Here is a 26,090-nt window from a genome sequence, read left to right on the forward strand (position 1 = left end):
CAGACCTCTTCGATCAGGGTGCGGGACGCAGGGGGCCGATGACATGACATCCAGATTGCTCCCGATCCTTCGGCCTTTGCCCGCTATTCTCTTTGCCTACGGCATCGTCATGACCTTCATGGGAGTCCTGGAGGCCAAAGCGGTCGCAACACCGACCAGTGTCTATGGCACATCCCTCAGTGTGGAGCGGGTGTTGTACCTGACGGCGCTTTCGCGGTCCCTGGATCCGATCATGCACGTCACGGCGTTGGCGGCCATCGTGATGGCGGTCCTGCGATACCTTGATGCCGGGAAGGACGCATGATGGCCTTTTCCGGTTCTGGACAGCTCAGCGAAAAAAAGCGACTGCAAGATCTGGTGGTGCGGGCATTGCCCTGCCTGCCCGGACGTCGACAGGAGGGATGCGATAATGCTCTATCGTGAAGCCGGAGACTTCAAGACTTCTTATGCCGAGGACAACCAGACCTTTCCGATCAAGTTCGACCGGGTGGGGTATTACGTCGTGCTGGCGGTGGCGGTGCTGGTGGTTCCGTTCTTCATCAACGACTACTGGGCCAGCGCCTTCCTGATCCCCTTCCTGATCTATGCCATCGCGGCCATCGGGTTGAACATCCTGACGGGATATTGCGGGCAGGTGAGCCTGGGGACGGGCGGGTTCATGGCCGTGGGGGCCTATGCCTCCTACAAGCTGATGACGGCGTTTCCCTGGATGGACATGGTGACGGTCACCCTGTTGTCGGGCCTTGTCACGGCGGCGGTGGGTGTCGTGTTCGGCCTGCCCAGTTTGCGGATCAAGGGGTTCTATCTGGCGGTGGCGACACTGGCGGCGCAGTTCTTCCTTGTCTGGCTCTTCAACAAGGTGGGGTGGTTCTACAACTACTCGGCCTCGGGGCAGATCAACGCGCCCGAGCGGGAGTTCTTCGGCCTGATCCTGACCGGCCCGAACGCGGCGGCGGCGACGCAGTACCTGTTCTGCCTGGCCTTCGTACTGGTGCTGGCCTGGGTCGCGCGGAACCTGACCCGGGGCACGGTGGGGCGCAAGTGGATGGCGATCCGCGACATGGACATCGCCGCCGAGATCATCGGGGTGAATCCCTTGCGCGCGAAGCTGTCGGCCTTTGCGGTGTCGTCGTTCTTCGTGGGCATATCGGGCGCGCTGTTCTTCACGATCTACCTGGGCGCGGTCGAAGTGGGCGAGGCCTTCGGCATCCAGAAGTCGTTCCTCGTGCTGTTCATGATCATCATCGGGGGCCTCGGCTCTATCTTCGGGTCCTTCGCGGGGGCGGCGTTCCTGGTGCTGTTGCCGGTGGTGCTCAAGCTGGTGGGCGTGGATCTGCTGGGCTGGCCCACGGACATCGTGGCGCATCTTCAACTGGTCATCGTGGGCGGGCTGATCGTGTTCTTCCTGATCGTGGAGCCGCACGGGCTGGCGCAGCTGTGGCGGGTGACCAAGGAGAAACTGAGATTGTGGCCCTTCCCGCACTGAGGCGGGGCGGACCATGGAAGGCGGCGGGGGCCAATCCCGTCACATGTATCGGACACCTTAGGGAGGAAAGACCGATGAAACTTGGAACTTTGACAATCGCGGCGATCATGGCCGCAAGCCCGGTGATGGCGGACCTCGTGTTTCCGTCGCTGAGCTATCGCACCGGGCCCTATGCCGCGGGCGGCATCCCCTTTGCCGACGGCTATGCCGACTATTTCACCCTGCTCAACCAACGCGACGGCGGCATCGGCGGCGTCATGACCCGCGTTCTGGAGTGCGAAACCGGCTACAACACCGAAAAGGGTGTGGAATGCTATGAAAGCACCAAGGGCGAAGGTTCGCTGGTCTATCAGCCGCTGTCGACCGGCATCACCTATCAGCTGATCCCCAAGACCGCAGCCGATGGCATCCCCATGCACACCATGGGCTATGGTCGCACCTCTGCCGCCAATGGCGCGATCTTCAACAACATCTTCAACTATCCCGCGAACTACTGGGACGGGGCGTCGATCGCCGTGAACTACCTGCTGTCGGAAAATGGCGGCAGCCTCGAAGGCAAGAAGATCGCGCTGATCTATCACAACTCGGCCTATGGCAAGGAGCCGATCCGCACGCTGGAAGAGCTGTCGGCCATCCACGGGTTCGAGCTGACGCAGCTGGCCGTGGATCACCCGGGTCAGGAGCAGAAGTCCCAGTGGTTGCAGATCCGGCGCGAGCGTCCCGACTATGTCGTGATGTGGGGCTGGGGCGTGATGAACCAGGTCGCCGTTCAGGAAGCCGCCAACATCCGTTTCCCGATGGAGAATTTCATCGGCAACTGGTGGGCCGGGTCCGAGAATGACGTGCTGCCCGTGGGCGAGGCCGCCAACGGCTACAAGGCGCTGGCCATGCACAACGTGGGCGACGACTTCCCGGTGTTCGCCGACATCCAGACCCATGTGGTCGATGCCGGGATGGCTGCGGGCAACGGCGACCAGATCGGCACGGTGCTCTATAACCGTGGCCTCTATGCCGCGATGCTGGCCGCCGAAGCCGCCAAGAAGGCGCAGGAAATCCACGGCGTCGCGGATATCACTCCGCAGATGATGCGCGACGGGATGGAAGCGCTGGTCGTGGACGAGGCCCTGATGGAAAGCCTCGGCATGCCCAACTTCGGCCCCGAGTTCACCGTGTCCTGCGAGAACCACGGCGGGTCGGGCCAGGGCAAGGTGCAGCAGTGGAACGCGTCCACCGGCGAATGGGAGATCCTCACCGACTGGATTTCCAGCGACCGCGCGGTCATCGACCCGCTGATCGCGGAGGACTCGGCCGCCTATGCCGCCGAGAACAACGTCGAGCCGTCCTGCGGCTGACGTGCGACAAAAGGCGCGCCCCGACCCCGGGGCGCGCCACCCCGCGCCCCATTCGGAAAGATAATGACGCTCGCATCCCTTCACTCGGCCTTGATGTCGCTGGTGCTTTGCACCGGGGTGTCGGCCTGTGCGGTGGCGCGACCGCCCGACAATTCCTGCCCCGCCCTGCCCATCGGCGGATTGCAGACCACCGCCGCCACGCAGTCGGCCCCGCCCGACGCGGTCGAGGCGATGATCGACGCCATCGCGCCCGCAGCGTCACCCCGCGCGCCCGCAGACCTCGAAGCGCAGACGGTGGAGATGGCCGAGACGGCGATGATGGCGCAGGCACGCGGCCAGTCGCGGGCCCGGCCCATCACGGTGCGCATCATCACCCTGTCCGCAGGCGGGCAATGGGGCGCATTCGGCGCGGGCCTGATGGCGGGCTGGTCGCAGAACCCGGCGACGCCGCGCCCGGTCTTCGATGTGGTCACCGGGGTCAGCGCCGGGGCGATCATCGCCGTGCCCCTGTTCGCCGGGCCGGAGTTCGACGGCGTCCTGCACTTCTATCGCGGGGTCGATGCCGACAGCGTGTCGACCCGCAGATCGTTGCCAGCCCTGCTGCGCGCGCCGTCGATCAACGATCCGGCCCCGCTGGAGGCGTTCTTCCGACGGTCGGTCACGCCCGACATGGTCCGCGCGATTGCGCGCCGCCACAGCGAAGGCGACCAGCTTCTGATTTCGGCCACCAACCTCGACACGACAGCCGGAGAGATTTTCGACCTGGGCGCCGTGGCCGAGATGGCCGATGCCGCGCAGGCCGCCGATTGCATCGTCGAGGCGATGCTTGCCTCGGCGGCGATCCCGGGCCTGTTGCCGCCGCGCGTCATCAACGGGACGCTCTATGCCGACGGGGGCCTGCGCGATCAGGTGTTCTTTCGCGCCATCGACACCGCCCGCACCCGGGTCGCGCGCGACCTGGGCCGACCCGTCCGGGTCGAGGCCTATCTGGTGGTCAACGGCGCGCTGACCCCGCCGACCCGCCCGGTCGAAGACCGTCTGCTGAGCTATTTCGGCCGGTCGGTCGAGGCGCTGGCCGACGAGGTTCAGCGCGACAGCATCACCGACGCGGTGAATTTCGCCCAAGGGCGCGAGGGCTGGACAATCCGCGGGATGGTTCCGGTCGTCGACCTGTCGGGCTGCGGGTTCGACGACGCCCCCACATCGACCTTCGATCCCTGCCTGACGCGGACCGTCTTTGACGCCGGCGTCGCAGCGGGACGCGCCACCCCCATCGACTGGATGACGGCCGCCGAATTGCGCGCCATCGCCGACGAATTGTAAGGACACCCCATGCTCGACACCCAGAAGACGCCAGAGACCGTCACGCAGGATGCGCTGCTGGAGGTCAACAACATCGAAGTGATCTACAACCACGTCATCCTGGTCCTGAAGGGTGTCAGCCTGACCGTGCCCAAGGGCGGGATCACCGCCCTTCTGGGTGGTAACGGGGCGGGCAAGACGACGACGCTGAAGGCGATTTCCAACCTGCTGAAGTCGGAACGGGGCGACGTCACCAAGGGGTCGATCACCTATCGCGGCGACCGCATTCAGGACCTGTCTCCCGCAGACCTCGTGTCGCGCGGCGTCATCCAGGTGATGGAGGGGCGCCATTGCTTCGAGCATCTGACCATCGAGGAGAACCTGCTGACCGGGGCCTATACCCGCCGCGATGGCAGCAAGGCCACGGCGGACGACCTCGAGATGGTCTACGAGTATTTCCCGCGCCTGCGCGAACGGCGGAAGTCGCAGGCCGGTTATACCTCGGGCGGGGAGCAGCAGATGTGCGCCATCGGGCGCGCGATGATGGCGCGGCCCGAGATGATCCTGCTCGATGAGCCGTCGATGGGCCTGGCCCCGCAGCTGGTCGAGCAGATCTTCGGCATCGTCAAACGCCTGAACGAGGAGCAGGGCGTGACCTTCCTTCTGGCCGAGCAGAACACCAATGTGGCGCTGCGGTTCGCCCATTACGGCTACATCCTGGAGAGCGGGCGCGTGGTGATGGACGGCCCGGCGGCGGACCTGCGCGAGAACCCGGACGTCAAGGAATTCTACCTCGGCGTCAGCGACGAGGGCCGCAAATCGTTCCGCGATGTGCGGTCCTATCGGCGGCGCAAGCGGTGGCTGTCGTGAGCGGCGTCGCCACCTGTCTGTGGTTCGCCGACAATAACGGTCACGAGGCGGCGGCCTTCTGGTGCGACCTGCTGCCGGACAGCCGGATCACGATGGTGATGCCGGGCCCCGATAGCGCGCCCATCGCGGTGGCCTTCGAATTGATGGGCACGCGGTATCAGGCGCTGAACGGGGGGCCCCGCAACCGTCTGGGCGAAGAAACCTCCATCGTTATCGAAACCGACACCCAGGCCGAGACCGACCGCCTCTGGTCGGCGCTGTCGGAGGGGGGTGAGCCGCTTCAATGCGGATGGCTGCGCGACCGCTTCGGTGTGCATTGGCAGATCGCGCCGAAAGGTCTGTGGGAGATGAACAGCGATCCCGACAGGGCCGCAGCGAAACGGTCGTTCGACGCGATGCTGACGATGGACAAGATCGACATCGCAGCGATCCGTGCCGCCTTCGAGGGGCGGGCATGAGGGCCTTTCTCGGCCTTGCGGTGCGGCCCGAATGGATCGGGCCGCTGGTGTCCGCCCAGGGTCGTCTGCGCGGCGGCAACCGGGTCGGGGCCGAAGACCTGCATGTGACGCTGGCGTTTCTGGACGACCAGCCCGAGGCGAAGCTGGAAGCCCTGCACGAGGCTTTGGACACGCGGCGGCTTGGGTCGGCAGAGGTGCAGGCGCTGGCCTATGCGGTGCTCGGGTCGAGCCGGGCGCGGGCCGTTGTGCTCGACCTGGTGGCGAATGCCGGGCTGGCGGCGCTGCGCGACACGGTGCGCACCGCCGCGCGAAGCGCCGGGATCGACTTGCCGCGCGAACGGTTCCGGCCCCATGTCACGCTGGTGCGCTTTGCCGCCACCGCCCCTGCCGATGCCGACCGCCTGCAAGGGGCGCTGACCCGCTTGGGTGCCCCGGACCTGCCGACGCGGCGGGCGACGGGCCTGACGCTCTGGTCTTCGGTGCTGACGCCGGACGGACCGATCTATGACACCCTTTCCACCTATCCGCTGCGCGCCGCCTGACGAGGATTTGCCATGACCCACTTCGACGACCTCGAGACCCGCAGCGCCGATGCCCGCGCCGCCGCCCAGTTGACCGCCCTGCGCGCCCAGCTGGACCGCGTGGCCAAGACGCCCGACAACTGCCTGCCACCCGAGGGCATCCGCGACCTGGCGGACCTGGCGCGGCTGCCGGTGCTGCGCAAATCGGAGCTGACGAAATGGCAGGCCGAGACGCCGCCCTTCGGCGGGATGCACGTCGGGACCATCACCCATGTGTTCCAGTCGCCCGGACCGATCTATGAGCCCGGCGGGACGAGCCATGATTGGTGGCGGATGGGGCGCTTTGTCCATGCCTGCGGGATCGGGCGGAATGACATCGTGCAGAACTGCTTCGGCTATCACCTGACGCCTGCCGGCATGATCTTCGAGAACGGCGCGCGGGCCGTGGGCGCGCGCATCCTGCCTGCTGGCACCGGGCAGACCGAATTGCAGGTGCGCGCCGCCCGCGACATCGGCACGACCGCCTATGCGGGGACGCCCGACTACCTGAAGGTCATCCTCGATCAGGCGGATGCCATGGGCGTCGCCCTGAAGATCACCAAGGCGGCCGTCAGCGGCGGCGCGCTCTTCCCCAGTCTGCGGGCGGAATATGCGGACCGGGGGATCACCTGCCTGCAGGCCTATGCGACCGCCGATCTGGGCAACGTGGCCTATGAAAGCCCGGCGATGGAGGGGATGATCGTCGACGAGGGCGTCATCGTCGAGATCGTGCGCCCCGGCACCGGCGACCCGGTGGCAGAGGGCGAGGTCGGTGAAGTCGTGGTGACGACGCTGAACCCCGATTACCCGCTGATCCGCTTTGCGACCGGCGATCTGTCGGCGGTGATGGCGGGGCAATCCCCCTGCGGGCGGACCAACCTGCGCATCAAGGGCTGGATGGGGCGGGCCGACCAGACGGCCAAGATCAAGGGCATGTTCGTGCGCCCCGAACAGGTCGCCGATTTCGTCGCCCGCCACCCCGAAGTGACGGCGGCCCGCGTCATCGTCACCCGCGACGGCGAGATGGACGCCATGGCCGTTCAGGTGCAGGCCCAAGGCGGCGACGAGGCCGCATGGGCCGCAAGCGTGGCGCAGGTGCTCAAGCTGAGAGGCGCAGTGGAGCGTGTGGATGCCCTGCCCAACGACGGCAAGGTGATCGATGATCAGCGGGTTTATGAGTGAGGGAACGGTCTTGGGGCCAAGGTGAGCGATTCTGCGGGCGGGCGCACGGGCCGATCCTGCGGATGGTGATCGAGAGCCTGGCGCGGATGGGGGGCTAACAGATGGCTTGGTTCGTGAGGGGGACGGTGAATCCACCGTACTACGTCCATGTGATTGATGACGAAAAAATGTCGCCGACTTTTGATCGTTTGGGTCTGGATGCAGGTCGACCCATCGACCCGGAGAGCGCAGGTCCCAAAAAGATCAGATTGTGCCGCTCCGGAGCGACTGAAAAGCGACGCAAGCTGATCCCGGCCATCATGGAGCGAGCAAACCTTTTTTACGTCTCCGAAACGTTCCGGCAGCTTGTCGAGGCGTTCGAGCCGGGGCGGCATCAGTTCTTTTCCTATGCGCTGCGCAACGGGAAAAAGGGTCCACCCGCCGAGGAGCCCTATTACATCCTCAACATCACCAACCGGGCGAACTCGATGAATCTGAGCGAATGGCAAAAGGAACAGGTCTATCTTCCACCAGCCAAATATTCGCAGGAACCACAGATTGTTCCTATCCGGATCCCCTATAATCAGGATGATCACTTCAGTCTCCGCCGTGACGAGGTCGCTGGGTTTCATCTATGGCGGGAAGCAACAATTTTTCCGGGTTTCTTCGTCTCGGAAGAATTCCTCGCCCGCTTCGACGCGCTTCGGCTGAAACAACTTGACCGTGTCCACGTTCTCGAGACCTGAGTCCCTCGGTCCAGGACCGGTGTCGGGGCGGTGCCGCTTTCCTTCCCCGGAGTCCACAGGCTAGATGGCGCGCACCCGTTTCAAACGAAAGCTGCCGAATTGCCCAAACCCAAGGAATTGATCGTCATCGGCTGGAAGGAGCGGGTGAGCTTGCCCGACATCGGTCTTTCGGACATCATGGCGAAGGTGGATACGGGGGCGCGGACCTCGGCGCTGCATGCCGACCGGATCGCGACCTTCGAGCGGGACGGCAAGCTCTGGGTCCGATTTCATGTCCAGCATAGGGGAACGCCCGGCCGCGTCATGACGGAATGTCCCGTCCACGAAATCCGGAGCATCAAGAACACCAGCGGTGTTCCCGAGGATCGCATCGTGATCCGCACCGATCTGGTGATCGCGGGGCACCGCTGGCGGATCGACGTATCGCTGGCCGACCGCGCGAACATGCGCAATCCGATGATCGTGGGCCGCAACGCCCTGAGTTCACACAACGTCGCGGTTCATACCCGGCGCACGAAACTGAAACACGTCACGACGACAGTGCCGCATCGGCGCAGGAAGGACGACCCATGAAGATCGCAATGATGGCCCGCAACCCGAGCCTCTATTCCCACCAGCGCCTGAAGGAGGCCGCCGAGGCGCGCGGACACACGCTCGACATCATCAACACCCTGCGCTGCTACATGAACATCGCGAGCCGTCGGCCCGAGATGTATTACAACGGCGAAAAGCTGGAGGGCTATGACGCGGTCATTCCGCGCATCGGGGCGTCGGTGACGTTCTACGGTCTGGCCGTGCTGCGCCAGTTCGAGATGATGGGGGTCTATCCGCTGAACGAAAGCGTCGCCATCGGGCGGTCGCGCGACAAGTTGCGCTCGATGCAGCTGCTGGCACGGGACGGCATCGGCTTGCCGGTCACGACCTTCGCCCATGATCCCAAGCAGACCGAGGAGGTTCTGGCTTTGGCCGGGGGTGCGCCACTGGTCATCAAGCTGCTGGAGGGGACCCAAGGCCTCGGCGTGGTGCTGGCCGATACCGACCGGTCGGCCAAGTCGGTGATCGAGGCGTTCCGCGCCACCAACACCAACATCCTGATCCAGGAGTTCATCAAGGAAGCGGGCGGCACCGACATCCGCGCCCTCGTCGTTGGCGGCAAGGTGGTCGCCGCGATGAAACGCACGGGGGCCGAAGGCGAATTCCGGTCGAACCTGCACCGTGGCGGATCGGCGCAGGTCATCAAGCTGACCCCGGAGGAGCGGTCGACCGCGATCCGCTCGGCCAAGGCCATGGGTCTGGAGGTCTGCGGCGTCGACATGCTGCGCGCCAACCACGGGGCGGTGGTGATGGAGGTCAACTCCTCGCCCGGTCTGGAAGGCGTGGAGAAGGCCACGGGCATCGACATCGCGGGCAAGATCATCGAGCACCTGGAAAAGGTCGCCAAGCCCGGTGCGACCAAGACCAAAGGCAAGGGCTGATGCCACGCGCGCCGTTCCGGATCGGGGGGCAGATCGTCTCGGCCGGGACGCGCGCGACCATCGAACTGCCGGTCAGTCACCTTTCGGATCACACGCCGGTGTCGATGTCGGTGCATGTGATCCATGGGCGCAACGACGGGCCGACCATCTTCGTCAGTGCGGGCATCCATGGCGACGAGGTCATCGGCGTGGAGATCGTGCGCCGCCTTCTGCGCGCGGCCCCGTTGCGAACGGTCCGGGGGACGTTGATCGTGATCCCGATCGTCAATGCCTTCGGCTTCATGAACCATTCGCGCTACCTGCCCGACCGGCGCGACCTGAACCGGTCGTTTCCGGGGTCGAAGGGCGGGTCGCTGGCGTCGCGGCTGGCCAACATGTTCCTGCAGGAAATCGTGATGCGTTGCGATCTGGGGATCGACCTGCATTCGGCGGCCATCCATCGCACGAACCTGCCGCAGATCCGGATTTCGCCCGACAACCCCGAGACGCTGGATCTGGCCAAGGTGTTCGGGGCGCCGGTCATCCTGACGTCGCCGTTGCGGGACGGATCCCTGCGCGGGGCGGCCAAGGCGGCGGGGCGCGATGTCCTGCTTTACGAGGCGGGCGAAGGGTTGCGGTTCGACGAATATTCGGTGCGCACGGGCGTGGCGGGTATCCTGCGGGTGCTGCGCTACAAGGGGATGCTGGCTGGGCGCGGAATCGCGGCGGCAACGGCGCAACCCCAGATCTGTGCCTCATCCAAATGGCTGCGCGCGCCCGTGGGCGGCCTGTTGCGGACCTATCGCAGCAACGGCGACGTGGTGGCGGCGGGCACGGTCCTGGCGGCCGTCTCAGACCCGTTCGGGCGCGAGGAGCGCGAGATCGCTGCCCCCTTCGACGGCATCGTCGTGGGCCGCGCGGTGATGCCCGTGGTGAACGAGGGCGACGCCGTGTTCCACCTGGGGCGTGTCGCCTCGGTCGTGCGGGCCGAGACAACCGTGGATGACCTGAGCGCGCAGATCGCGGACGACCCGCTGTTCGACGAGGACGAGATCATCTGAGCCGGGCGTCCCCGCCCGGGGCGCGGGTTATTCCGACTCGGTCAGCCGACAGGTCAGGCGCAGGCGCGGGACATAGGTGGTCGCCGGGATCGGGCCGTTGGAACACTGCCCGCTGACGCGGATCTGGGCGCTGCCCGGCAGGGGCATCGACGGGCCGAACGCGCGGGTGAAGACGGTGTCGCAGCCGGGTTCGCCGATGGGGATTTCGCCGCAGGTCGCGGTCGCCTGCTGTGCCACGTCCTGGCAGATCGCGTCGAGCGCATCGGGATCGAAGCTGTCGTAGTTGATCGAGCCAGAGATCGTGTTGCGGGTGCCGCCGAGGGTCTGGTTCTGGGTGCCGCTGGGGCCCTCGATCCGGAGCGACTCGATCCCCGAGGCACAGGAGGCCGCCGCGAACCATTCGATCCGGCGCGCTTCGGTATAGGCGGGGCCGTTCGGGCTCCAGCGTTCCCATTCCACGGCTTGCGGCTCCGCGCCGGTGGCCGGGTTGACGGGACGCATGAGCAGTTCGATGGCGTGATCGCGCTGCGGCTGGCGCAGGATGACATAGTCGCGGGATTCGCCCGTGAAGATCGGCCCTTGTGCCAGGGCCGGGCCCGTTCCGGCACAGATGGCAATGAGGCACAGCAGATGTCGCATTGGAAAACTCCCTGTGAAAATGACGCATGTCTAATGGGGTCGTCGGGCCGGAGCCGTCTGAGCCTGCGTCACCCTACCACAGAGGCGCATCGGGCGGAGGTCAGGGAATCCTTACTTCGCTTTGCAAGTCCTTGCGATTGCTTGGTATAATTGCCACGAACGCAAATCCGCAGGCTGTAGGTGACTACCGTGCGTGAGGCTTGCGATGTGACTATTGAAGCGCGGCAGTGGCAGGGCATCCATTGGCGCTGAGGGAGGCAGCACCCATAGGGCTGCGCGGCAGTATTAGCCGTCCGCTACAACACCAGAATCGCAAACAGCGTTGACGACCTGAAGCGCAGCAAAAGCGCCCTTTGGCAGTTGTTTTGCAAGCGTCTCACCCACCAAAGGCCTGAACAAAAAGCACAATAAATAGCTTGTTCAGCGGCCCCTTGCACACTATGTTGTGCTTGGGCCCCTCCTTAGCCGAACGTCCAAGTTCCACTTGGATTTTTGATGTAGGCTCTGGTCGGGCCCATCCTCAATTTTCTTTGTTGCCACGCTTAGCAAGCGTAAGATCGACGTCATGGTCACTTGGTTTAAACAACCAATGACGGTATGGATCAGACCATCGATCTTGGGGGCCATTAGGAGATCCAGTATTCGTGCCGACGTTGAACAGCCGGGGAGTAATTGCTTGGATTTCAGCGTTAATATGGCGATACAGTTTCTCCTTTGCAATCGTCCGTTTTCCTCTGCGCTTAGCACCATCAGGCTTCGCGTACAGCTTTCCGTTCAGCTGGGCACACATCGCGCCAAGAATGATATCAAGTCCTTGAAGGATTGCATGCTGGGATGAATCAATGTCAGTAATATGCCGCCTTGGAATATTTAAGTTAGAGCCCCGCATATCATAGGAGTTTGGAATGTTGCTTACTCTCGTTTTGAAGGCGTCGATTTTAGCTTGGCTCTCCGGAAGCTGATCTGGGAAAATGTGAAAGTAAACCCGATCTAAGCTGTTAGGGTTTGAGTACTTTATTCCAAACGCATGCTTGTAGAATTGATAGTATAACCGAAGATACTGCTCATCCATCTGCTCCCGGCTTAGACCTTTAGGAACATGCATATTTTGTGTAAACATCACTCTGATTCGAAGACGTGACGTGGCAACAAAGGTGAAATAGTAGGTGATGAACTCTTTGTACTTTTCCAAATAGTTCTTTGTCACCTTCTCCCACTTAATCTCACGATTGAGATTCAACTCAATCTTTTTGGCAGCAAGAAGCGCTTCGATATCCTCTCGATCTTCAGCCTTCATCAAGACGCCACCAAAGAAGTTCGAAAAGTACTTCCCCTTCCGATCAGATTCATCACTATATATTATGTAATGACGCTTAGCCATGAGACATCAAATGACTGATGTTTATAAGAGTCAACTGAAATGCCTCAAAGAAGCCGCCCACAAACTCGATGATTGAGCAGCGCTGTCAGGCGGTCGCTCAGAAGCGCGGGCCTTGGGGATGTCAGATGCACAATCGCCCACTCTCGGGCTCACCACACCCCCGGGGCCGGGCCCGGGGGTGTGGAGGGAAGGTCGGCAACCTTGCGGAGGTGTCAGCCGCGCAGGGTGCCGCCGGTGGCCTTGGTGACCTTGTCGACGATACTGGCGGAGACGGCCTCGATCTCCTTGTCGGTCAGGGTGGTGTCGGTGGGTTGCAGGCGGACGGTGACGGCCAGCGATTTCCGGCCTTCGCCCAGTGACCCGCCGATGAATTCGTCGAAGACGCGCACGTCGGCGATAAGGGCCTTGTCGGCCCCCTGCGCCGCGTTCACCAGCGTCTGCGCCTCGACCCCTGCATCGACGACGAAGGCGAAGTCGCGCTCGACCGCTTGCAGGTCCGACAGGGTCAGGGCCCCGCGCGACGCACCGGCGGATTTCGGGAACGGCATCTCGGCGGGCCAGATCGTGAAGCCCACGGCGGGGCCCTTGACGTCGAGCGCGCGGAGAACCCTCGGGTGGATTTCCCCGAAGACGGCCAGCACCTTTTTCGGCCCGAGGCAGATCTTGCCCGATCGGCCCGGATGCCACCAGTCGTCCACCCCGCGCAGGATCTGCGCACGGGCGGGCGCGCCGATGGCGGCCAGCACCGCCTCGGCGTCGGCCTTGGCGTCGAAGACATCGACCGCGCGGCGCGCGCCGTGCACGTCCTTCGGGCCGGTGTGCCCGACGAGCAGGCCGGAGAGCAGGAAGTGCTGCTCCCCCGGTTCACCGCCCGAGAAGGCGTGGCCCGCCTCGAAGAGGGCAAAGTCGGTCTGGCCCCGCGCCTGATTGCGGGCCGCCGCCTGAAGCAGGCCCGGGAGAAGTGCCGGGCGCATGTGGCTCAGGTCGCTGCTGATCGGGTTTTCGAGGCGGGTGGCGTCGGTGCCACCCCCGAACAGCGCCGCAGCCGCCTGGTTAACGAAGGAATAGGTGACGCATTCGTTGTAGCCGAGCGCCGCCGTGGTGCGGCGCGCGATCCTCTCGCGCTGCTGCATCGGGGTCAGGACCGGGCGCAGGACACCGGCGGGCCGCACCATGGGCCGCCCCTCCAGCTTGGTGAGGGAGGCGATGCGGGCAACCTCCTCGACCAGGTCGGCCTCGCCCTGAACGTCGGGCCGCCAACTGGGAACATGGGCCATGTCGCCGTCGAGCGTGAAGCCAAGCGCGGTCAGCGTCGCGCGCTGCGTGTCGGCGGGAATGGACATGCCGACGAGGCTTTCGACGCGGGCGGTATCGAGGCGATAGGCACGGGACACATCGGGCACCTGCCCCGCGACGACCATATGCGACACCTCGCCCCCTGCGTGATCCAGGATCATCCGGCAGGCGTGGTCCAGACCGTCGGGCGTGAAGGCGGGGTCGACGCCCCGTTCGAAACGGTAGCGGGCGTCGGAATTGATCTTGAGCGCGCGGCCCGTCAGGGCGATCTGGACGTTGTCCCAGAAGGCGGATTCCACCAGCACATTGGTCGTCGCCTCGGTCACGCCCGAATGCGCCCCGCCCATGATGCCCGCGATGCTTTCGGGACCGTTGGCGTCGCTGATGACCATCGCCCCGGCGGGCAGTGTATAGTCCTTGTCGTCGAGCGCGGTCATGGTCTCGCCGCCCATGGCGCGGTGAATGCGCAGGTTTCCGGCCACGACATCGGCGTCGAAGACGTGCAGCGGGCGGTTCATATCATAGGTGAACCAGTTGGTCACATCGACGAGGAAGCTGATCGGACGCAGGCCGATGGCGCGCAGCTGATCCTGCAACCAGTCGGGGGACGGGCCGTTCCTGACGCCCCGGATCATGCGCAGGGCAAAGACCGGGCAGCCGTCGGCGGTGTCATCGTCGATGGTGACGGACACCGGGCAATCGAAGGTGCCGTCGATGGCGGGGGTCGGCACGTCGCGCAACACGCCCAGACCGCGCGCCGCAAGATCGCGGGCGATGCCGCGCACGCCCAGCGCATCGGGACGGTTGGGGGTGATCGCGATCTCGATCACCGGGTCGACCTTGGCCGGGTCATGTTCGGCCAGCCAGTCGGTGAAGCGCTGCCCCACCTCGCCCGAGGGAAGCTCGATGATGCCATCATGTTCGTCGCTGAGTTCCAGTTCCCGTTCCGAGGCCATCATGCCGAACGACTCGATCCCCCGGATCTTGCCCACGCCGATGGTCGTGTCGATGCCGGGGACATAGACGCCCGGCTTGGCCACGACGACAGTGATCCCCGCGCGCGCGTTCGGCGCCCCGCAGATGATCTGCTGCACACCCTCGTCCGTCTCGACCTGACAGACGCGCAGGCGGTCGGCGTCGGGGTGCTTTTCGGCGCTGACGACCTTGCCGATGGTGAAGTCATGCAGGCGGGCGGCGCGGTCCTCGATGCTTTCGACCTCAAGCCCCAGATCGGTCAGCGTCTCGGCGATTTCGGCCACGCTCGCAGAGGTGTCGAGGTGATGCTTGAGCCAGGAGAGGGTGAATTTCATTGTTTGTCACTTTCAATTTCTGGCGCATTGACACGGGTCTTGCCATTATATGCGAATACGGACCAAGCGAGTACGTCACGCCTCATTTCGAGGATTATGTCATTATAAGCACGAGCGACCTCTAGGTAGAGAGGATCCAGCGCCGGACTATCAGGACCTAAGGCTTCATCAGCCTTTTGGAACTTCTCCAAGTAAGCCTGAACGGCAAAAGCTACGGAAGGAGCACAATAGATCTGCAATTTCGGCATCGCGCGATCTATCGCGGCCTTTCGCGTCATTTCAACTTCAGGGGTCCAGTGCTCGTAGACGGTTTGAGCAGTCGGAAAGCTGTCCAGAAACGAAGCGTATACCTTTCGTTTTTCCGCTAAGATAGTTTCAGACTGAGCAAAAATTCGTCCGAAGAGGAAGGACAGAATTGAAATCAGTATCGCGCCAACTGACACCAATGCACTTATCATGATCTTTTCACCTCTTATCCGATCGCCCGACTATCCCATCCCGGCGGCGGTTTGAAGGTCGAAGCCGATGCGGCGGGCCTTGACCGGGTGTCCGACCAGGAAATCGTCGACCGGACCCTGATCGAGGCCGCCCTGCGCCAGATAGAAGGCCAGCGCGCGCGGGTTCGATTCGAGCACGGTCAGATAGGCCGCACCGTGCCCGGCTTGGCGCAGGGCAACGCGGATCGCCCGCAGCAGATGTGCGCCCGTCCCCTGCCCGCGCAGCTCCGGGCGGACGTGCAGGTTGTCGATCAACGGCGGCTCCCGGTCGGTCAGGGCACAGACAAAGCCCGTCATCCGACCCCCATCCTCGGCCACCAACGTCAGTTCCGGGGCCGCGAAACGCCGCGCCGCCCATTTCGCCTCCATCGCGCCGGGCAAGATGTCGCGCAGATACTCCGGCGGCAGTTCGGCCCCATAGCTGTCCTGCCACGAGGCCAGATGCAGCGCGCAGATCTCGGCCCGGTCGGCGAGGGTCGCGAGGCGGATGGTCATGCGCAATGTCCTCTCATCCAGACGTCGCGTTGACCGGATGGATCGACACACGCCCGTGTGCCGCTCCATCGGGCGCCACTCATTCCTCGACCTCGGCCATGGGCAAGACCGCATCGCCCAGGCCGATCTGCCCGGCCGTCACGACGCTGGCGCACCAACCGCCGTGGTGGCGCACGGCGGAGTAGCCGCCGCGCCCCAGTGTCTCTTCCATCCGGCTGCACGGGGCGCAGGGCCCGGTGATATGCAATGTGACCGCACCGATCGCCACGTCTCGCCCGCGCAATGCGGCCAGGTTGATGCCGGACACGAGGATGTTTCGGCGCAGCGCCTCGGGCGTCACCACACCATCACAGAGCGCGGCGATCACCGGCAGATGCTCGGTCTGGATCAACGTGACCGCCCGCTTGCCCGGCCGCCCGTGGTCGCCCGCCAATCCCGCGTCGGTCACCGCCACACGGTCCAGCGGCACCAGAGTCGCCCGCCGCGCGCCCCGCACCCCGATCCAGTCGACGCGACCGGGCCGGGCATGGGTCGCCATCAGGTCGCGCAGATAGCTCAACGACGGAAGACCGAGGCCAGCATGGCGGACAAGCCTTCTGCATCCGCCGGGGTGAAGGCGGCCGGTCGGTCGCTGTCGATATCGAATACGGCGATCAGCGCGCCGTCTTGCCCGAACACCGGCAACACGATCTCGGACCGGGTGGATGACGCGCAGGCGATATGCCCCGGGAAGGCGTCGACATCGGGCACAAGCTGCACCTGCCGTGTCGTGGCGCATGCCCCGCAGACGCCCCGCGAAAACGGGATCACCAGGCATCCGTGTCCGCCCTGATACGGCCCGATCTTGAGCATGTTCGGCCCGGTCACGCGATAGAAGCCGGTCCAGTCGAAGCGGTCGTCCGCATGATGGACCTCGCAGGTAACGGTCGCCATCAGGGCCACGACATCGTCTTCGCCCTCGGTCAGGCTGGCGATTGTCTTGGACAGGGCGTCATAGTTGATCTGTTGCATCCGGGGATCTTGCTCCGTCACGAAAAAGGGGCGGTGGTCAGGGCCGCTCGATGGCGATGGCCGTGCCCTCGCCCCCGCCGATGCAGATCGCGGCGATCCCCCGCTTGAGGCCCCGCGCCTCCAGCGCGTGCAGCAGCGTCACCATGATCCGCGCGCCGGACGCCCCGATCGGGTGGCCCAGGGCACAGGCCCCGCCGTTCACGTTCACCACCTCCGGGGACAGGCCCATTTCGTGCATGAAGGCCATGGGCACGACGGCGAAAGCCTCGTTCACCTCCCACAGATCGACATCTGCGGTGGTCCAACCGAGCCGGTCCATCAGCTTTCGGGCCGCCGGAACGGGGGCGGTCGTGAAGAGCCCCGGCTCCTGTGCATGGGACGCATGGCCCCGGATCACGGCGCGTGTCGTCAGATCGTTGGTCGCCGCATATCGACCGGACACCAACACCAGCGCCGCGGCCCCGTCCGAGATGGAGGACGAATTCGCCGCCGTCACCGTGCCGTCCTTGCGGAAGGCAGGCTTGAGTTGCGGGATCTTGTCGGGCCGCGCCGTCCCGGGTTGCTCGTCCCGGGTGACCTCGGTCGTGCCCTTGCGCGTGGTGATCGCATAGGTCGCGACCTCACCGTCGAAGCCGCCGCCGGAAATCGCCGCCTGCGCCCGGCTCAGCGACCGCAGGGCATAGTCATCCTGCGCCTCGCGGGTGAATTGATAGGCCTCGGCGCAATCTTCGGCGAAGGTGCCCATCAGGCGACCCTTGTCATAGGCGTCCTCCAACCCGTCGAGGAACATGTGATCGACCGTCACCCCGTGCCCCAGACGTGCTCCGCCGCGCATCGCGGGCAGCAGATAGGGGGCGTTGGTCATGCTCTCCATGCCGCCCGCCACCATCACGTCCGTCTGGCCCAGGGCGATCTGGTCGTGGGCGATCATGGCCGCTTTCATCCCCGATCCGCACATCTTGTTGAGCGTCGTGGCCGGCACCTCTTTGGGGAGGCCCGCGTGAAAGCCGGCTTGCCGGGCCGGGGCCTGGCCCTGTCCCGCAGGCAGGACGCAGCCCATCAGGACTTCGTTCACGCTTTCGGGCGGCAGACCCGCATCCCGCAGGGCAGCGGCGATGGCGGCACCCCCGAGTTCGGACGCCGTGGCGCCGGACAATGCCCCCTGAAATCCGCCCATCGGCGTCCGCTTCGCACCCGCAATGACCACGTTTTCCATCCGGCCCCCGATAAGGTTTTGGTAACTTCTGGGGTCTACCTTGCCAGTGCGTGGTGCAAGTTGCCAGCCGCCTGTCCAACGGGGGAACCCATGAATATCCAGAGCAATGCGCAGGGCAATATCCTTGTCCTGACGATCAACGAACCCCGGATCGACGCGGCGGGCGCGGTCGCGTTCAAGGACCGGATCCGAAGTCTTGTCCAGGACTTCGACGGGCGAGTCGTCCTCGATATGGACCGCGTCGAATTCCTTGATTCGAGTGGCCTCGGGGCGCTGGTCGCGGTTATGAAACTTCTGGGCGGCGGACGACGACTGGAACTGGCCAATTGCGGGACGATCGTGCGCAAGGTTCTGGCGCTGACGCGGATGGATAGCGTCTTCGTGCTGCACGAATCGCTACAGGACGCGGCGTGATGTATTGTTTCGGAACCGTGGACCATGGCGCCAATGGGGTCAGCCGCGAGTTTCCGGGCACCGAAGCCTCGGTAAGCGAGGCCTTGGCGGATCTGCGGCATCTGCTGATCGAGCGCGGCTACTGCGAGGAGGTCTGCGCCAATGCCCTCATCGTCTTGGGCGAAGTTCTCAACAACATTGTGGAGCACGCTCTGCCGGAAATCCCGGACGCCGTCATTTCGCTGAACGTGATGGAAGCGGGTCGACGGCTCATGCTGGAAACCTGTGACTCGGGGCGTCCCTTGCCGCCAAACCTGATGCAGGCCCCCAATCAACCCGTCATTTCAGACAGGATCGACGATATGGCGGAAGGAGGTTTCGGCTGGTTCATCATCCACAGCTTGGTCGAAGACATGGTTTACGAACGCGAAGACGGACAGAATCGCCTGAGCTTCTCTGTCATGTCGGACGCGACCGTCTGAGAGGCCGGACCTGAATTCCGGCAAAAGTCCGGCGCTGCTGCGGATCACGATCCCCGGATATACAACAATCACACAGGCAAATATCCGCGACCATTTCAGTTTGCGAAACAATCACATCGAAGCACCCAAATTGCCGCGCCCAGCACGACGATTTGCCTTTCGGACGCCGCATTCACGGCCCCAAACCGCCACGCCTTCGCGACAATATCGCCATGTAGCTGCATATGGCTTCCCTCGGCGTCAAGGTGACGGCCCCCAAGCTAGGTCGCCTTGGCGTCGAGGTCAGTTTCCCGAAATCGCAATGTCCTTCACGTCGATCATTGGCTTTCCGTGACGCGCATCCTAGCGTTCATCCAGAAAGACGATGCACCCGCAGAAAGGTCGACATGCGCGATTTCCATCTTCCCGGAAGATCCCCCGTTCTTGCCGCAAACGGCATGTGTGCAACCTCCCACCCGCTGGCCGCCAAGGTCGCCATCGACACGCTGGCGCGCGGCGGAAACGCCGTCGATGCCGCCATCGCGGGCGCGGTCCTGCTGGGCCTGTGCGAACCGCAGATGACCGGTCTGGGCGGGGACTGCTTTGTGCTCCTGAAGCCCGCTGGCTCCGAAGACGTGCTCGCGCTCAATGGATCGGGCCGCGCTCCGGCGGGGGCATCGGCCCAGAAGCTGCGTGCACAGGGACTGTCCGCGATCCCGCTGACCTCGCCCCATGCGGTCACGATCCCGGGGGCGGTCGATGCCTTCTGCACCCTGTCCGAGTCGCACGGCAAACTGGGGCTGGCCGATACGCTTGGCCCCGTGATCCCCTATTTCGACGCGGGCGTTCCGGTGGCGCCGCGCGTGGCCTTCGACTGGGCGCAGGCGGTCGACACGTTGCAGGGATCGGCGCGCGACACCTATCTGATGGCGGGACAGGCCCCGCAGGTCGGCGCCAACTTCGCCCTGCCCGGCCAGGCCGAAGTGCTGCGCCGCCTGGCCAAGGACGGACGCGCGGCCTTCTACGAGGGCGAAATCGCGGAGGACATGGCCACATCGCTGCAGGCGCTCGGCGGTGTCCACGAGGTCGGCGATTTCGCCGACACGGCCTGCGAGTGGACGACGCCCATCAGCGGCACCTACAAGGAAACCGAACTGGTCGAGCATCCGCCCAACGGCCAGGGCGCGACCGCGATCCTGATGGCGAATATCCTGAAGCATTTCGACATCGCCGCCATGGACCCCTTCGGCGCGAAACGCGCCCATATCGAGGCGGAAGCCGCGAAACTGGCCTATGACACCCGCAACCGGTTCCTGGCCGATCCCGATGCGATGTCGCGTCTCGACCACATGCTGTCGGCCGAGACCGCCGCCGCGCTGGCCGCGCTCATCAACCCCAAGCGCGCCATGGCCGCCGCCGCCCCGCTGAGCGAGGCGGTGCATCGCGACACGATCTATATCACGGTGGTCGACCGCGACCGGATGGCCGTGTCCCTGATCTATTCGATCTTCCACAGCTTCGGGTCCGGCATCGCGTCCGACAAGTTCGGTATCCTGATGCAGAACCGTGGTGCGGGCTTCACGCTGGAGCGGTGGCACGCGAACGAGATGGGTCCGGGCAAGCGGCCGATGCACACGATCATCCCCGGCATGTTGCGCGAGAACGGGCGCGTCAACATGGCCTTCGGTGTCATGGGTGGCGCGTATCAGCCCAATGGTCATGCCCGTTTCCTGACCAATCTGAAGGACTTCGGGATGGACATTCAGACCGCCATCGACGGCCCGCGCAGCTTTACCGATCAGGGCGTGATGAACGTCGAGACGGGCTATGCCGACAGTGTCCGGGCCGAACTTTATGCCATGGGGCACGACGTACAGACGCCGAAGACCGCAATCGGCGGGGCGCAGGCTATTCGCATCGACGAGAGCGGCTACCTCGAGGGCGCGTCCGATCCGCGCAAGGACGGTTGCGCCCTCGGCTACTAGACCCGCTCGATGGCCAGGGCGATGCCCTGGCCGCCGCCGATGCACATGGTGATCAGCGCCCGGCGCCCGCCAATGCGCTCCAATTCGTACAAGGCCTTGACGGTGATGATCGCCCCGGTGGCCCCGACCGGATGCCCGAGGGCGATTGCGCCACCATTCGGATTGACCTGCGCCGGATCGAAGCCGAGTTCGCGGCTTACCGCCACGGCCTGAGAGGCGAAGGCTTCGTTCGATTCGATCACGTCGAAGTCGCCGACGGTAAGCCCGGTGCGCGCCAGCAGGTTCTGTACCGCCGGGACCGGGCCGATGCCCATCACCTCGGGACGCACGCCGGCATGGCCATAGCCCAGGATGCGCGCACGGGGTTTCAGCCCCGCAGCCTCCGCAGCTTCGGCCCGGGCCAGCACCAGAGCGGCAGCCCCATCGTTGATACCCGACGCATTGCCCGCCGTGACCGTGCCATCCGACCGGAAGACCGGGCGCAGGCCGGCAAGCGCGGCCTCGTCGGTCATGCGGGGGTGCTCGTCGGTGGCGAACTCCACGTCCTGACGTTTGACCTGGACGGTGACGGGCACGATTTCCGCAGCGAAATGCCCTGCGGCAATGGCGGCGGCGGCGCGGGTCTGGGACGTGAGTGCAAACGCATCCTGATCGGCGCGGCTGACCCCATGTTCGGCCGCGACATTCTCGGCCGTGACGCCCATGTGGCCGGTCCCGAATGGGCAATTGAGAGCGCCGAGCATCATGTCGAGCGCCCGGGCATCGCCCATCTTGGCCCCCCAACGCGCATCCGGCAGGATGAAGGGCGAGCGTGACATGCATTCGGCCCCGCCGACGAGGGCGAAATCGGCGTCGCCCAATTGCAGGGCCTGGCTCCCCGACACGATCGCCTGCACCCCCGATCCGCAGAGACGGTTGACGTTCATCGCAGGCACCGCGTCGGGGACCCCGGCCTGCATCGCCGCGACGCGCGACAGATACATGTCGCGGGGTTCGGTGTTGATGACATGGCCGAAGACGGCGGTTCCGATCTGTCCGGGGTCGACACCGGCGCGGGCCAGGGCGGCCTTCGCCGCGACCGTGGCGAGGTCGATGGGCGCGGTTGCGGCAAGGCTGCCCCCGAAGGTTCCGATGGCGGTGCGCGCACCGGACAGGATGACGATGTCGGTCATGGGATCAGCCCTTTCGCGGGGGCGAGAGGACGGGCCGGGGGCCAGCCCCCGGACCCCCGGAGTATTTGTGAAGCAGAGAAGGGGGGCGTGGAAAGCCCGACGTTGCGGCGGATCAGGAGGAGATCGGAACGCGCCCCGCCCCGGTCACCGCCCAGGCCCGCGTCCCGTCGACAAGGGCGGCGGTGGCGGGATGGCCGTAGCCGGCCCCGGTATCGAGGTTGAGGCGGTTGCCGTAGTGTGTCGGGGTGTCGACGGGTGTGTGGCCGTGAACGACAAGGCGCAGGTGGTCGCGTCGGTCGGTCAGGAACGGCTCCCGAATCCAGATCAGATCGTCCTCAACCTGCATGCCGAGGGGCAGGCCCGGGCGGATGCCCGCGTGGACGAAGACCTGCGCGTCGGTGATGTGGATCCGGGGCAGGTTTTCAAGGAAGGACAGGTGTGTTTCGGGCACGGCTTCGAGGGCGGCGGCCCGCAGCTCCTTGCGGGCGGCATCGCCGCGTTCGTTTGCCATGTCCGCCGTATGGGGTGTGCTCACGCCGTAGGACGCGAGGGTCGTCGGGCCGCCCAAGGCCGGATGCAGCCAGGACTTGCCCGATTTGATCGCGGGATCGTGGATATCGCCGCTGCGCAGGAACCGCAGGAACATCCGGTCGTGGTTGCCCAGAAGGACCGTCCAGTTGCGCCCTTGGTCCACCCCCGCGATGAGCCTGTCGAGAACGCCCCGCGCGTCCGGACCCCGGTCGACGTAGTCGCCCAGAAAGACGATGGGTGCATCCGCCCCGCCATCGGCCTCGACCAGGGCGAGGGTCCGGTCGAATTGATCCGCGTAGCCGTGCAGATCGCCGATGGCATAGGGCATGGCGCGACCTCAGACGTTGAAGCGCAGGGGTGCGATGTTCTGGAACAGTCCCGTGGCACGCAGCTTGTCGAGAACCGCCGCCGGGGGTTGGTCGTCGAGATAGAGGATCGCGATGGCGTCCTTGCCACGGTCCGACCGGCCCAAGGTGAAGTTCGCGATGTTCACCCCGTTTTCGCCCATGGTGTTCCCCAGCGCGCCGATGATGCCGGGCACGTCTTCGTTGGTGGTATAGAGCATGTGCGCGCCCACCTCGGCATCGATGTTGATGCCCTTGATCTGGATGAAACGCGGCTTGCCGTCAGAGAAGGCCGTTCCGGCCACCGAGCGTTCGCGCTTGTCCGTCCGCACGACCAGCTTGATGTAGCCGTCGAAGGCGCCAGTCTTGTCCTGACGGGTGGTCGAGATCTCGACCCCGCGTTCACGGGCGACGACGGGGGCCGACACCATGTTCACGTCGGGATTGGTCGCCTTCATGACGCCCGCGATGGCCGAACAATTCAGCGCCTCGAGGTTCATGGATGCGACCGAGCCGTTGTAGATGATCTCGATCGACTTGAGCGGCTCGTCGGTCATCTGGCCGACGAAGGCACCCAGGTGTTCGGCGACCTTGACCCAGGGGCCCATCACCTTGGCCTCTTCGGCGGTGACCGACGGCATGTTGAGCGCATTGGAGACGGCCCCCGTCAGCAGGTAATCCGACATCTGCTCGGCCACCTGAAGGGCCACGTTTTCCTGCGCCTCGGTCGTGGCGGCGCCCAGGTGCGGGGTCACCACCACGTTGGGCAGGTTGAACAGCGGGCTGTCGGTCGCAGGCTCCACTGCGAAGACGTCGAAGGCGGCCCCGGCGACGTGCCCGGATTTCAGCGCCTCGGCGAGGGCGGCTTCGTCCACGAGGCCGCCGCGCGCGCAGTTCACGATGCGCACGCCCTTTTTCGTCTTGGCGATGTTTTCCGCCGACAGGATGTTCCTCGTCTGATCGGTTAGCGGGACATGCAGCGTGATGACATCGGCCCGCGACAGCAGCGCGTTCAATTCGACCTTTTCCACGCCGATCTTGGTGGCGCGTTCTTCGGAGAGGAAGGGATCATAGGCGATGACCTTCATCCCCAGGCCCACGGCCTTCTGGCAGACGATGCCGCCGATGTTGCCCGCACCGATGACGCCCAGCGTCTTGCCGGTCAGCTCGACCCCCATGAAGCGCGACTTTTCCCATTTGCCGGCGTGGGTGGAGGCGTTCGCCTCGGGGATCTGGCGGGCGACGGCGAACATCATCGCGATGGCGTGTTCGGCAGTCGTGATCATGTTGCCGTAGGGCGTGTTCATCACGATCACGCCGCGGCGGCTGGCGGCGTCCTTGTCGATGTTGTCGGTGCCGATGCCGGCCCGGCCCACGACCTTTAGGTTGGGGCCGGCGTCGAGGATCTTTTCGGTGACCTTGGTGGCGGAGCGGATGGCGAGGCCGTCGTAGTCCTTGATGACGGCAAGCAGGGCATCCTTGTCCTTGCCCAGGGAGGGGTCGAAGGTCACGTCGATACCGCGGTCGCGGAAAATCTGGACAGCCGCGTCGGAGAGGCTGTCGGAAATGAGTACTTTGGGGGCCATTCTATCGGTCCTTTGATCGGGGGCGGAGGTCCGCCGGAATGTGGATGGTGTGGGGTGCGGCAGGGGTCAGCCCGCCGCGAGCTCCGCGTGATAGGCCCAGTCGATCCAGGGCAGCAGCGCCTCGATGTCCGAGGTCTCGACCGTGGAGCCGCACCAGATGCGCAGCCCCTCGGGCGCGTCGCGGTAGGCCCCGACGTCGAGGGCCACGCCCGCGGACTCGAGGCGTTTGGCGACCCGCTTGGCCAGACCGTCGGGCGCGCCGACGAACTTGAGACAGACGGACGTCGTCGACCGGGTCGCCGGATCCGCCGCCAGATTGTCGATCCAGTCGCGGGTTTCGCAGAACGTCCAGATCGCGCTGGCATTCGCCGTGGCCCGCTCCACCAGTCCGGACAGGCCCAGACCCTCGGCCCAGTCGAGCGCGACGAGGTAATCCTCCACGCAGAGCATCGAGGGCGTGTTGATCGTGGCGCCGGTGAAGATGTCCTCGATCAGCTTGCCGCCCTTGGTCAGGCGGAAGATCTTGGGCAGGGGCCAGGCCGGGGTGTAGGATTCGAGCCGTTCGACCGCGCGCGGCGACAGGACCAAAACGCCATGCGCCCCCTCGCCGCCCAGAACCTTCTGCCAGCTGAAGGTCGTCACATCGAGCTTGTCCCAGGGCAGGTCCATCGCAAAGGCCGCCGACGTGGCATCGCAGAGCGTTAGGCCGGTGCGGTCGTCGGCGATCCAGTCGGCATTCGGGACGCGCACGCCGGAAGTGGTGCCGTTCCAGGTGAAACAGATGTCACGCGCAGGGTCGATGGTCAGGTCGGGCAGCAGGCCATAGTCGGCAGTGCGCACATCGGCGTCGAGCTTGAGCTGCTTGACGACGTCGGTGACCCAGCCCGAGCCGAAGCTTTCCCAGGCGAGCATTGTGACGGGACGCGCGCCCAGCATCGACCACATCGCCATTTCATAGGCGCCGGTGTCGGAGGCCGGGACGATGCCAACGCGGTATCCTTCGGGGAGATCGAGCAGCGCATGGGTGCGGTCGATCGCGTCGCGCAGCTTGGCCTTGCCCACGGCGGCGCGGTGGCTGCGGCCCAAGGGTGCATCGGAGAGGGAGGAAAGGGTCCAGCCGGGGTGTTTGGCACAGGGGCCGGAGGAGAAACGCGGATTGCCCGGGCGTTTGGCCGGAGTCGTCGAGTCAGTCATGACTATCCTTGCAGATAAATGCCCTTCGTTGGGGAAGGGTGTCCCGCGGCCGTCGCTATTCCCATCCAAGGGGTCGCGCAAGGGCCATTTTCCGGCTAAGGCGCGGCAAATGGCGGGTTCGTTGCCCGA

General features: G+C 65.0%; 27 protein-coding genes. 15 read left to right on the top strand and 12 right to left on the bottom strand.

Annotated features, from left to right (window positions below; all coding sequences use genetic code 11):
• The first annotated feature begins 43 nt into the window (after positions 1–43).
• From BM002_RS10420 to BM002_RS10475, 12 genes are all read left to right on the top strand, one after another.
• Positions 44–304, top strand: coding sequence for a hypothetical protein (locus BM002_RS10420; protein ID WP_092780150.1), 261 nt, complete (start codon positions 44–46; stop codon positions 302–304).
• A 105-nt stretch (positions 305–409) separates the two neighbouring features.
• Positions 410–1,486, top strand: coding sequence for a branched-chain amino acid ABC transporter permease (locus BM002_RS10425; protein ID WP_092780152.1), 1,077 nt, complete (start codon positions 410–412; stop codon positions 1,484–1,486).
• A 74-nt stretch (positions 1,487–1,560) separates the two neighbouring features.
• Positions 1,561–2,838 carry an ABC transporter substrate-binding protein gene (locus BM002_RS10430; RefSeq protein ID WP_092780154.1) on the top strand — a complete coding sequence of 426 codons (1,278 nt, stop codon included), beginning with the start codon at positions 1,561–1,563 and terminating at the stop codon, positions 2,836–2,838.
• 63 nt (positions 2,839–2,901) lie between these two features.
• Positions 2,902–4,161 (top strand): patatin-like phospholipase family protein, encoded by a 1,260-nt coding sequence (locus BM002_RS10435; RefSeq protein WP_092780156.1) that lies wholly within the window; start codon positions 2,902–2,904, stop codon positions 4,159–4,161.
• A gap of 9 nt (positions 4,162–4,170) precedes the next feature.
• Positions 4,171–5,010 (top strand): ABC transporter ATP-binding protein, encoded by an 840-nt coding sequence (locus BM002_RS10440; protein WP_092780158.1) that lies wholly within the window; start codon positions 4,171–4,173, stop codon positions 5,008–5,010.
• Entirely contained in the window at positions 5,007–5,468 is a 462-nt protein-coding gene (locus BM002_RS10445; protein ID WP_092780160.1) for a VOC family protein, read from the top strand. Before BM002_RS10440 ends, BM002_RS10445 begins: the two co-directional genes overlap by 4 nt.
• Positions 5,465–6,010 (top strand): RNA 2',3'-cyclic phosphodiesterase, encoded by a 546-nt coding sequence (thpR, locus tag BM002_RS10450; protein WP_092780162.1) that lies wholly within the window; start codon positions 5,465–5,467, stop codon positions 6,008–6,010. Before BM002_RS10445 ends, thpR begins: the two co-directional genes overlap by 4 nt.
• A gap of 12 nt (positions 6,011–6,022) precedes the next feature.
• Entirely contained in the window at positions 6,023–7,210 is a 1,188-nt protein-coding gene (locus tag BM002_RS10455; protein WP_092780164.1) for a phenylacetate--CoA ligase family protein, read from the top strand.
• Between the two features lie 101 nt (positions 7,211–7,311).
• The gene (locus BM002_RS10460) at positions 7,312–7,935 is read left to right on the top strand and encodes an imm11 family protein (RefSeq protein ID WP_139212335.1); all 624 of its coding nucleotides are present in this window, start codon (positions 7,312–7,314) and stop codon (positions 7,933–7,935) included.
• A 99-nt stretch (positions 7,936–8,034) separates the two neighbouring features.
• Complete coding sequence (locus BM002_RS10465) at positions 8,035–8,508, top strand: ATP-dependent zinc protease family protein (protein ID WP_092780168.1); 474 nt, start codon at positions 8,035–8,037, stop codon at positions 8,506–8,508.
• Positions 8,505–9,410: a 30S ribosomal protein S6--L-glutamate ligase gene (gene rimK / locus BM002_RS10470; RefSeq protein ID WP_092780170.1), complete on the top strand. Its 906-nt coding sequence runs from the start codon at positions 8,505–8,507 to the stop codon at positions 9,408–9,410. The genes BM002_RS10465 and rimK overlap by 4 nt, the downstream gene beginning before the upstream one ends.
• A complete protein-coding gene (locus tag BM002_RS10475) occupies positions 9,410–10,450 on the top strand; it encodes a succinylglutamate desuccinylase/aspartoacylase family protein (RefSeq protein ID WP_175484866.1) in 1,041 nt (346 codons plus the stop codon). The genes rimK and BM002_RS10475 overlap by 1 nt, the downstream gene beginning before the upstream one ends.
• Before the next feature lie 27 nt (positions 10,451–10,477).
• Here BM002_RS10475 and BM002_RS10480 read toward each other — a convergent pair whose 3' ends face one another.
• The 8 genes from BM002_RS10480 to BM002_RS10515 all read right to left on the bottom strand — a co-directional run bounded on the left by BM002_RS10480 (position 10,478) and on the right by BM002_RS10515 (position 18,295).
• Positions 10,478–11,089 carry a hypothetical protein gene (locus BM002_RS10480; RefSeq protein ID WP_092780174.1) on the bottom strand — a complete coding sequence of 204 codons (612 nt, stop codon included), beginning with the start codon at positions 11,087–11,089 and terminating at the stop codon, positions 10,478–10,480.
• 520 nt (positions 11,090–11,609) lie between these two features.
• Positions 11,610–12,470 carry a DUF3800 domain-containing protein gene (locus BM002_RS10485; protein ID WP_092780176.1) on the bottom strand — a complete coding sequence of 287 codons (861 nt, stop codon included), beginning with the start codon at positions 12,468–12,470 and terminating at the stop codon, positions 11,610–11,612.
• Positions 12,471–12,682: 212 nt separating this feature from the next.
• Complete coding sequence (gene pheT / locus BM002_RS10490) at positions 12,683–15,076, bottom strand: phenylalanine--tRNA ligase subunit beta (RefSeq protein WP_092780178.1); 2,394 nt, start codon at positions 15,074–15,076, stop codon at positions 12,683–12,685.
• Complete coding sequence (locus BM002_RS10495; protein ID WP_092780180.1) at positions 15,073–15,534, bottom strand: hypothetical protein; 462 nt, start codon at positions 15,532–15,534, stop codon at positions 15,073–15,075. Before BM002_RS10495 ends, pheT begins: the two co-directional genes overlap by 4 nt.
• A 30-nt stretch (positions 15,535–15,564) precedes the next feature.
• Entirely contained in the window at positions 15,565–16,068 is a 504-nt protein-coding gene (locus BM002_RS10500; protein WP_175484867.1) for a GNAT family N-acetyltransferase, read from the bottom strand.
• 79 nt (positions 16,069–16,147) lie between these two features.
• On the bottom strand, positions 16,148–16,606 hold the full coding sequence (locus BM002_RS10505; protein WP_092780617.1) for an MOSC domain-containing protein: 459 nt from the start codon (positions 16,604–16,606) through the stop codon (positions 16,148–16,150).
• Between the two features lie 17 nt (positions 16,607–16,623).
• Positions 16,624–17,079, bottom strand: a complete 456-nt coding sequence (locus BM002_RS10510; protein ID WP_092780184.1) for a GAF domain-containing protein — start codon at positions 17,077–17,079, stop codon at positions 16,624–16,626.
• A gap of 37 nt (positions 17,080–17,116) precedes the next feature.
• Positions 17,117–18,295 (bottom strand): thiolase family protein, encoded by a 1,179-nt coding sequence (locus BM002_RS10515; protein WP_092780186.1) that lies wholly within the window; start codon positions 18,293–18,295, stop codon positions 17,117–17,119.
• Positions 18,296–18,385: 90 nt separating this feature from the next.
• Between BM002_RS10515 and BM002_RS10520 the strand changes: the two genes are divergently transcribed.
• The 3 genes from BM002_RS10520 to BM002_RS10530 all read left to right on the top strand — a co-directional run bounded on the left by BM002_RS10520 (position 18,386) and on the right by BM002_RS10530 (position 21,134).
• Positions 18,386–18,709, top strand: coding sequence for an STAS domain-containing protein (locus BM002_RS10520; protein ID WP_092780188.1), 324 nt, complete (start codon positions 18,386–18,388; stop codon positions 18,707–18,709).
• Positions 18,709–19,170 carry an ATP-binding protein gene (locus BM002_RS10525; protein WP_092780190.1) on the top strand — a complete coding sequence of 154 codons (462 nt, stop codon included), beginning with the start codon at positions 18,709–18,711 and terminating at the stop codon, positions 19,168–19,170. Before BM002_RS10520 ends, BM002_RS10525 begins: the two co-directional genes overlap by 1 nt.
• A gap of 386 nt (positions 19,171–19,556) precedes the next feature.
• Positions 19,557–21,134, top strand: coding sequence for a gamma-glutamyltransferase family protein (locus tag BM002_RS10530; protein ID WP_092780192.1), 1,578 nt, complete (start codon positions 19,557–19,559; stop codon positions 21,132–21,134).
• Here BM002_RS10530 and bktB read toward each other — a convergent pair.
• From bktB to BM002_RS10550, 4 genes are all read right to left on the bottom strand, one after another.
• On the bottom strand, positions 21,131–22,306 hold the full coding sequence (gene bktB, locus BM002_RS10535) for a beta-ketothiolase BktB (RefSeq protein ID WP_092780194.1): 1,176 nt from the start codon (positions 22,304–22,306) through the stop codon (positions 21,131–21,133). The two genes, BM002_RS10530 and bktB, sit on opposite strands and share 4 nt — an antisense overlap.
• A gap of 112 nt (positions 22,307–22,418) precedes the next feature.
• The gene (locus BM002_RS10540) at positions 22,419–23,165 is read right to left on the bottom strand and encodes a metallophosphoesterase family protein (protein ID WP_092780196.1); all 747 of its coding nucleotides are present in this window, start codon (positions 23,163–23,165) and stop codon (positions 22,419–22,421) included.
• A 9-nt stretch (positions 23,166–23,174) separates the two neighbouring features.
• Complete coding sequence (serA, locus tag BM002_RS10545) at positions 23,175–24,767, bottom strand: phosphoglycerate dehydrogenase (RefSeq protein WP_092780198.1); 1,593 nt, start codon at positions 24,765–24,767, stop codon at positions 23,175–23,177.
• 66 nt (positions 24,768–24,833) lie between these two features.
• Entirely contained in the window at positions 24,834–25,961 is a 1,128-nt protein-coding gene (locus tag BM002_RS10550; RefSeq protein WP_092780200.1) for a phosphoserine transaminase, read from the bottom strand.
• Between the last annotated feature and the right edge of the window lie 129 nt (positions 25,962–26,090).

This window comes from Jannaschia pohangensis, assembly GCF_900113875.1.
Lineage (GTDB): Bacteria > Pseudomonadota > Alphaproteobacteria > Rhodobacterales > Rhodobacteraceae > Jannaschia > Jannaschia pohangensis.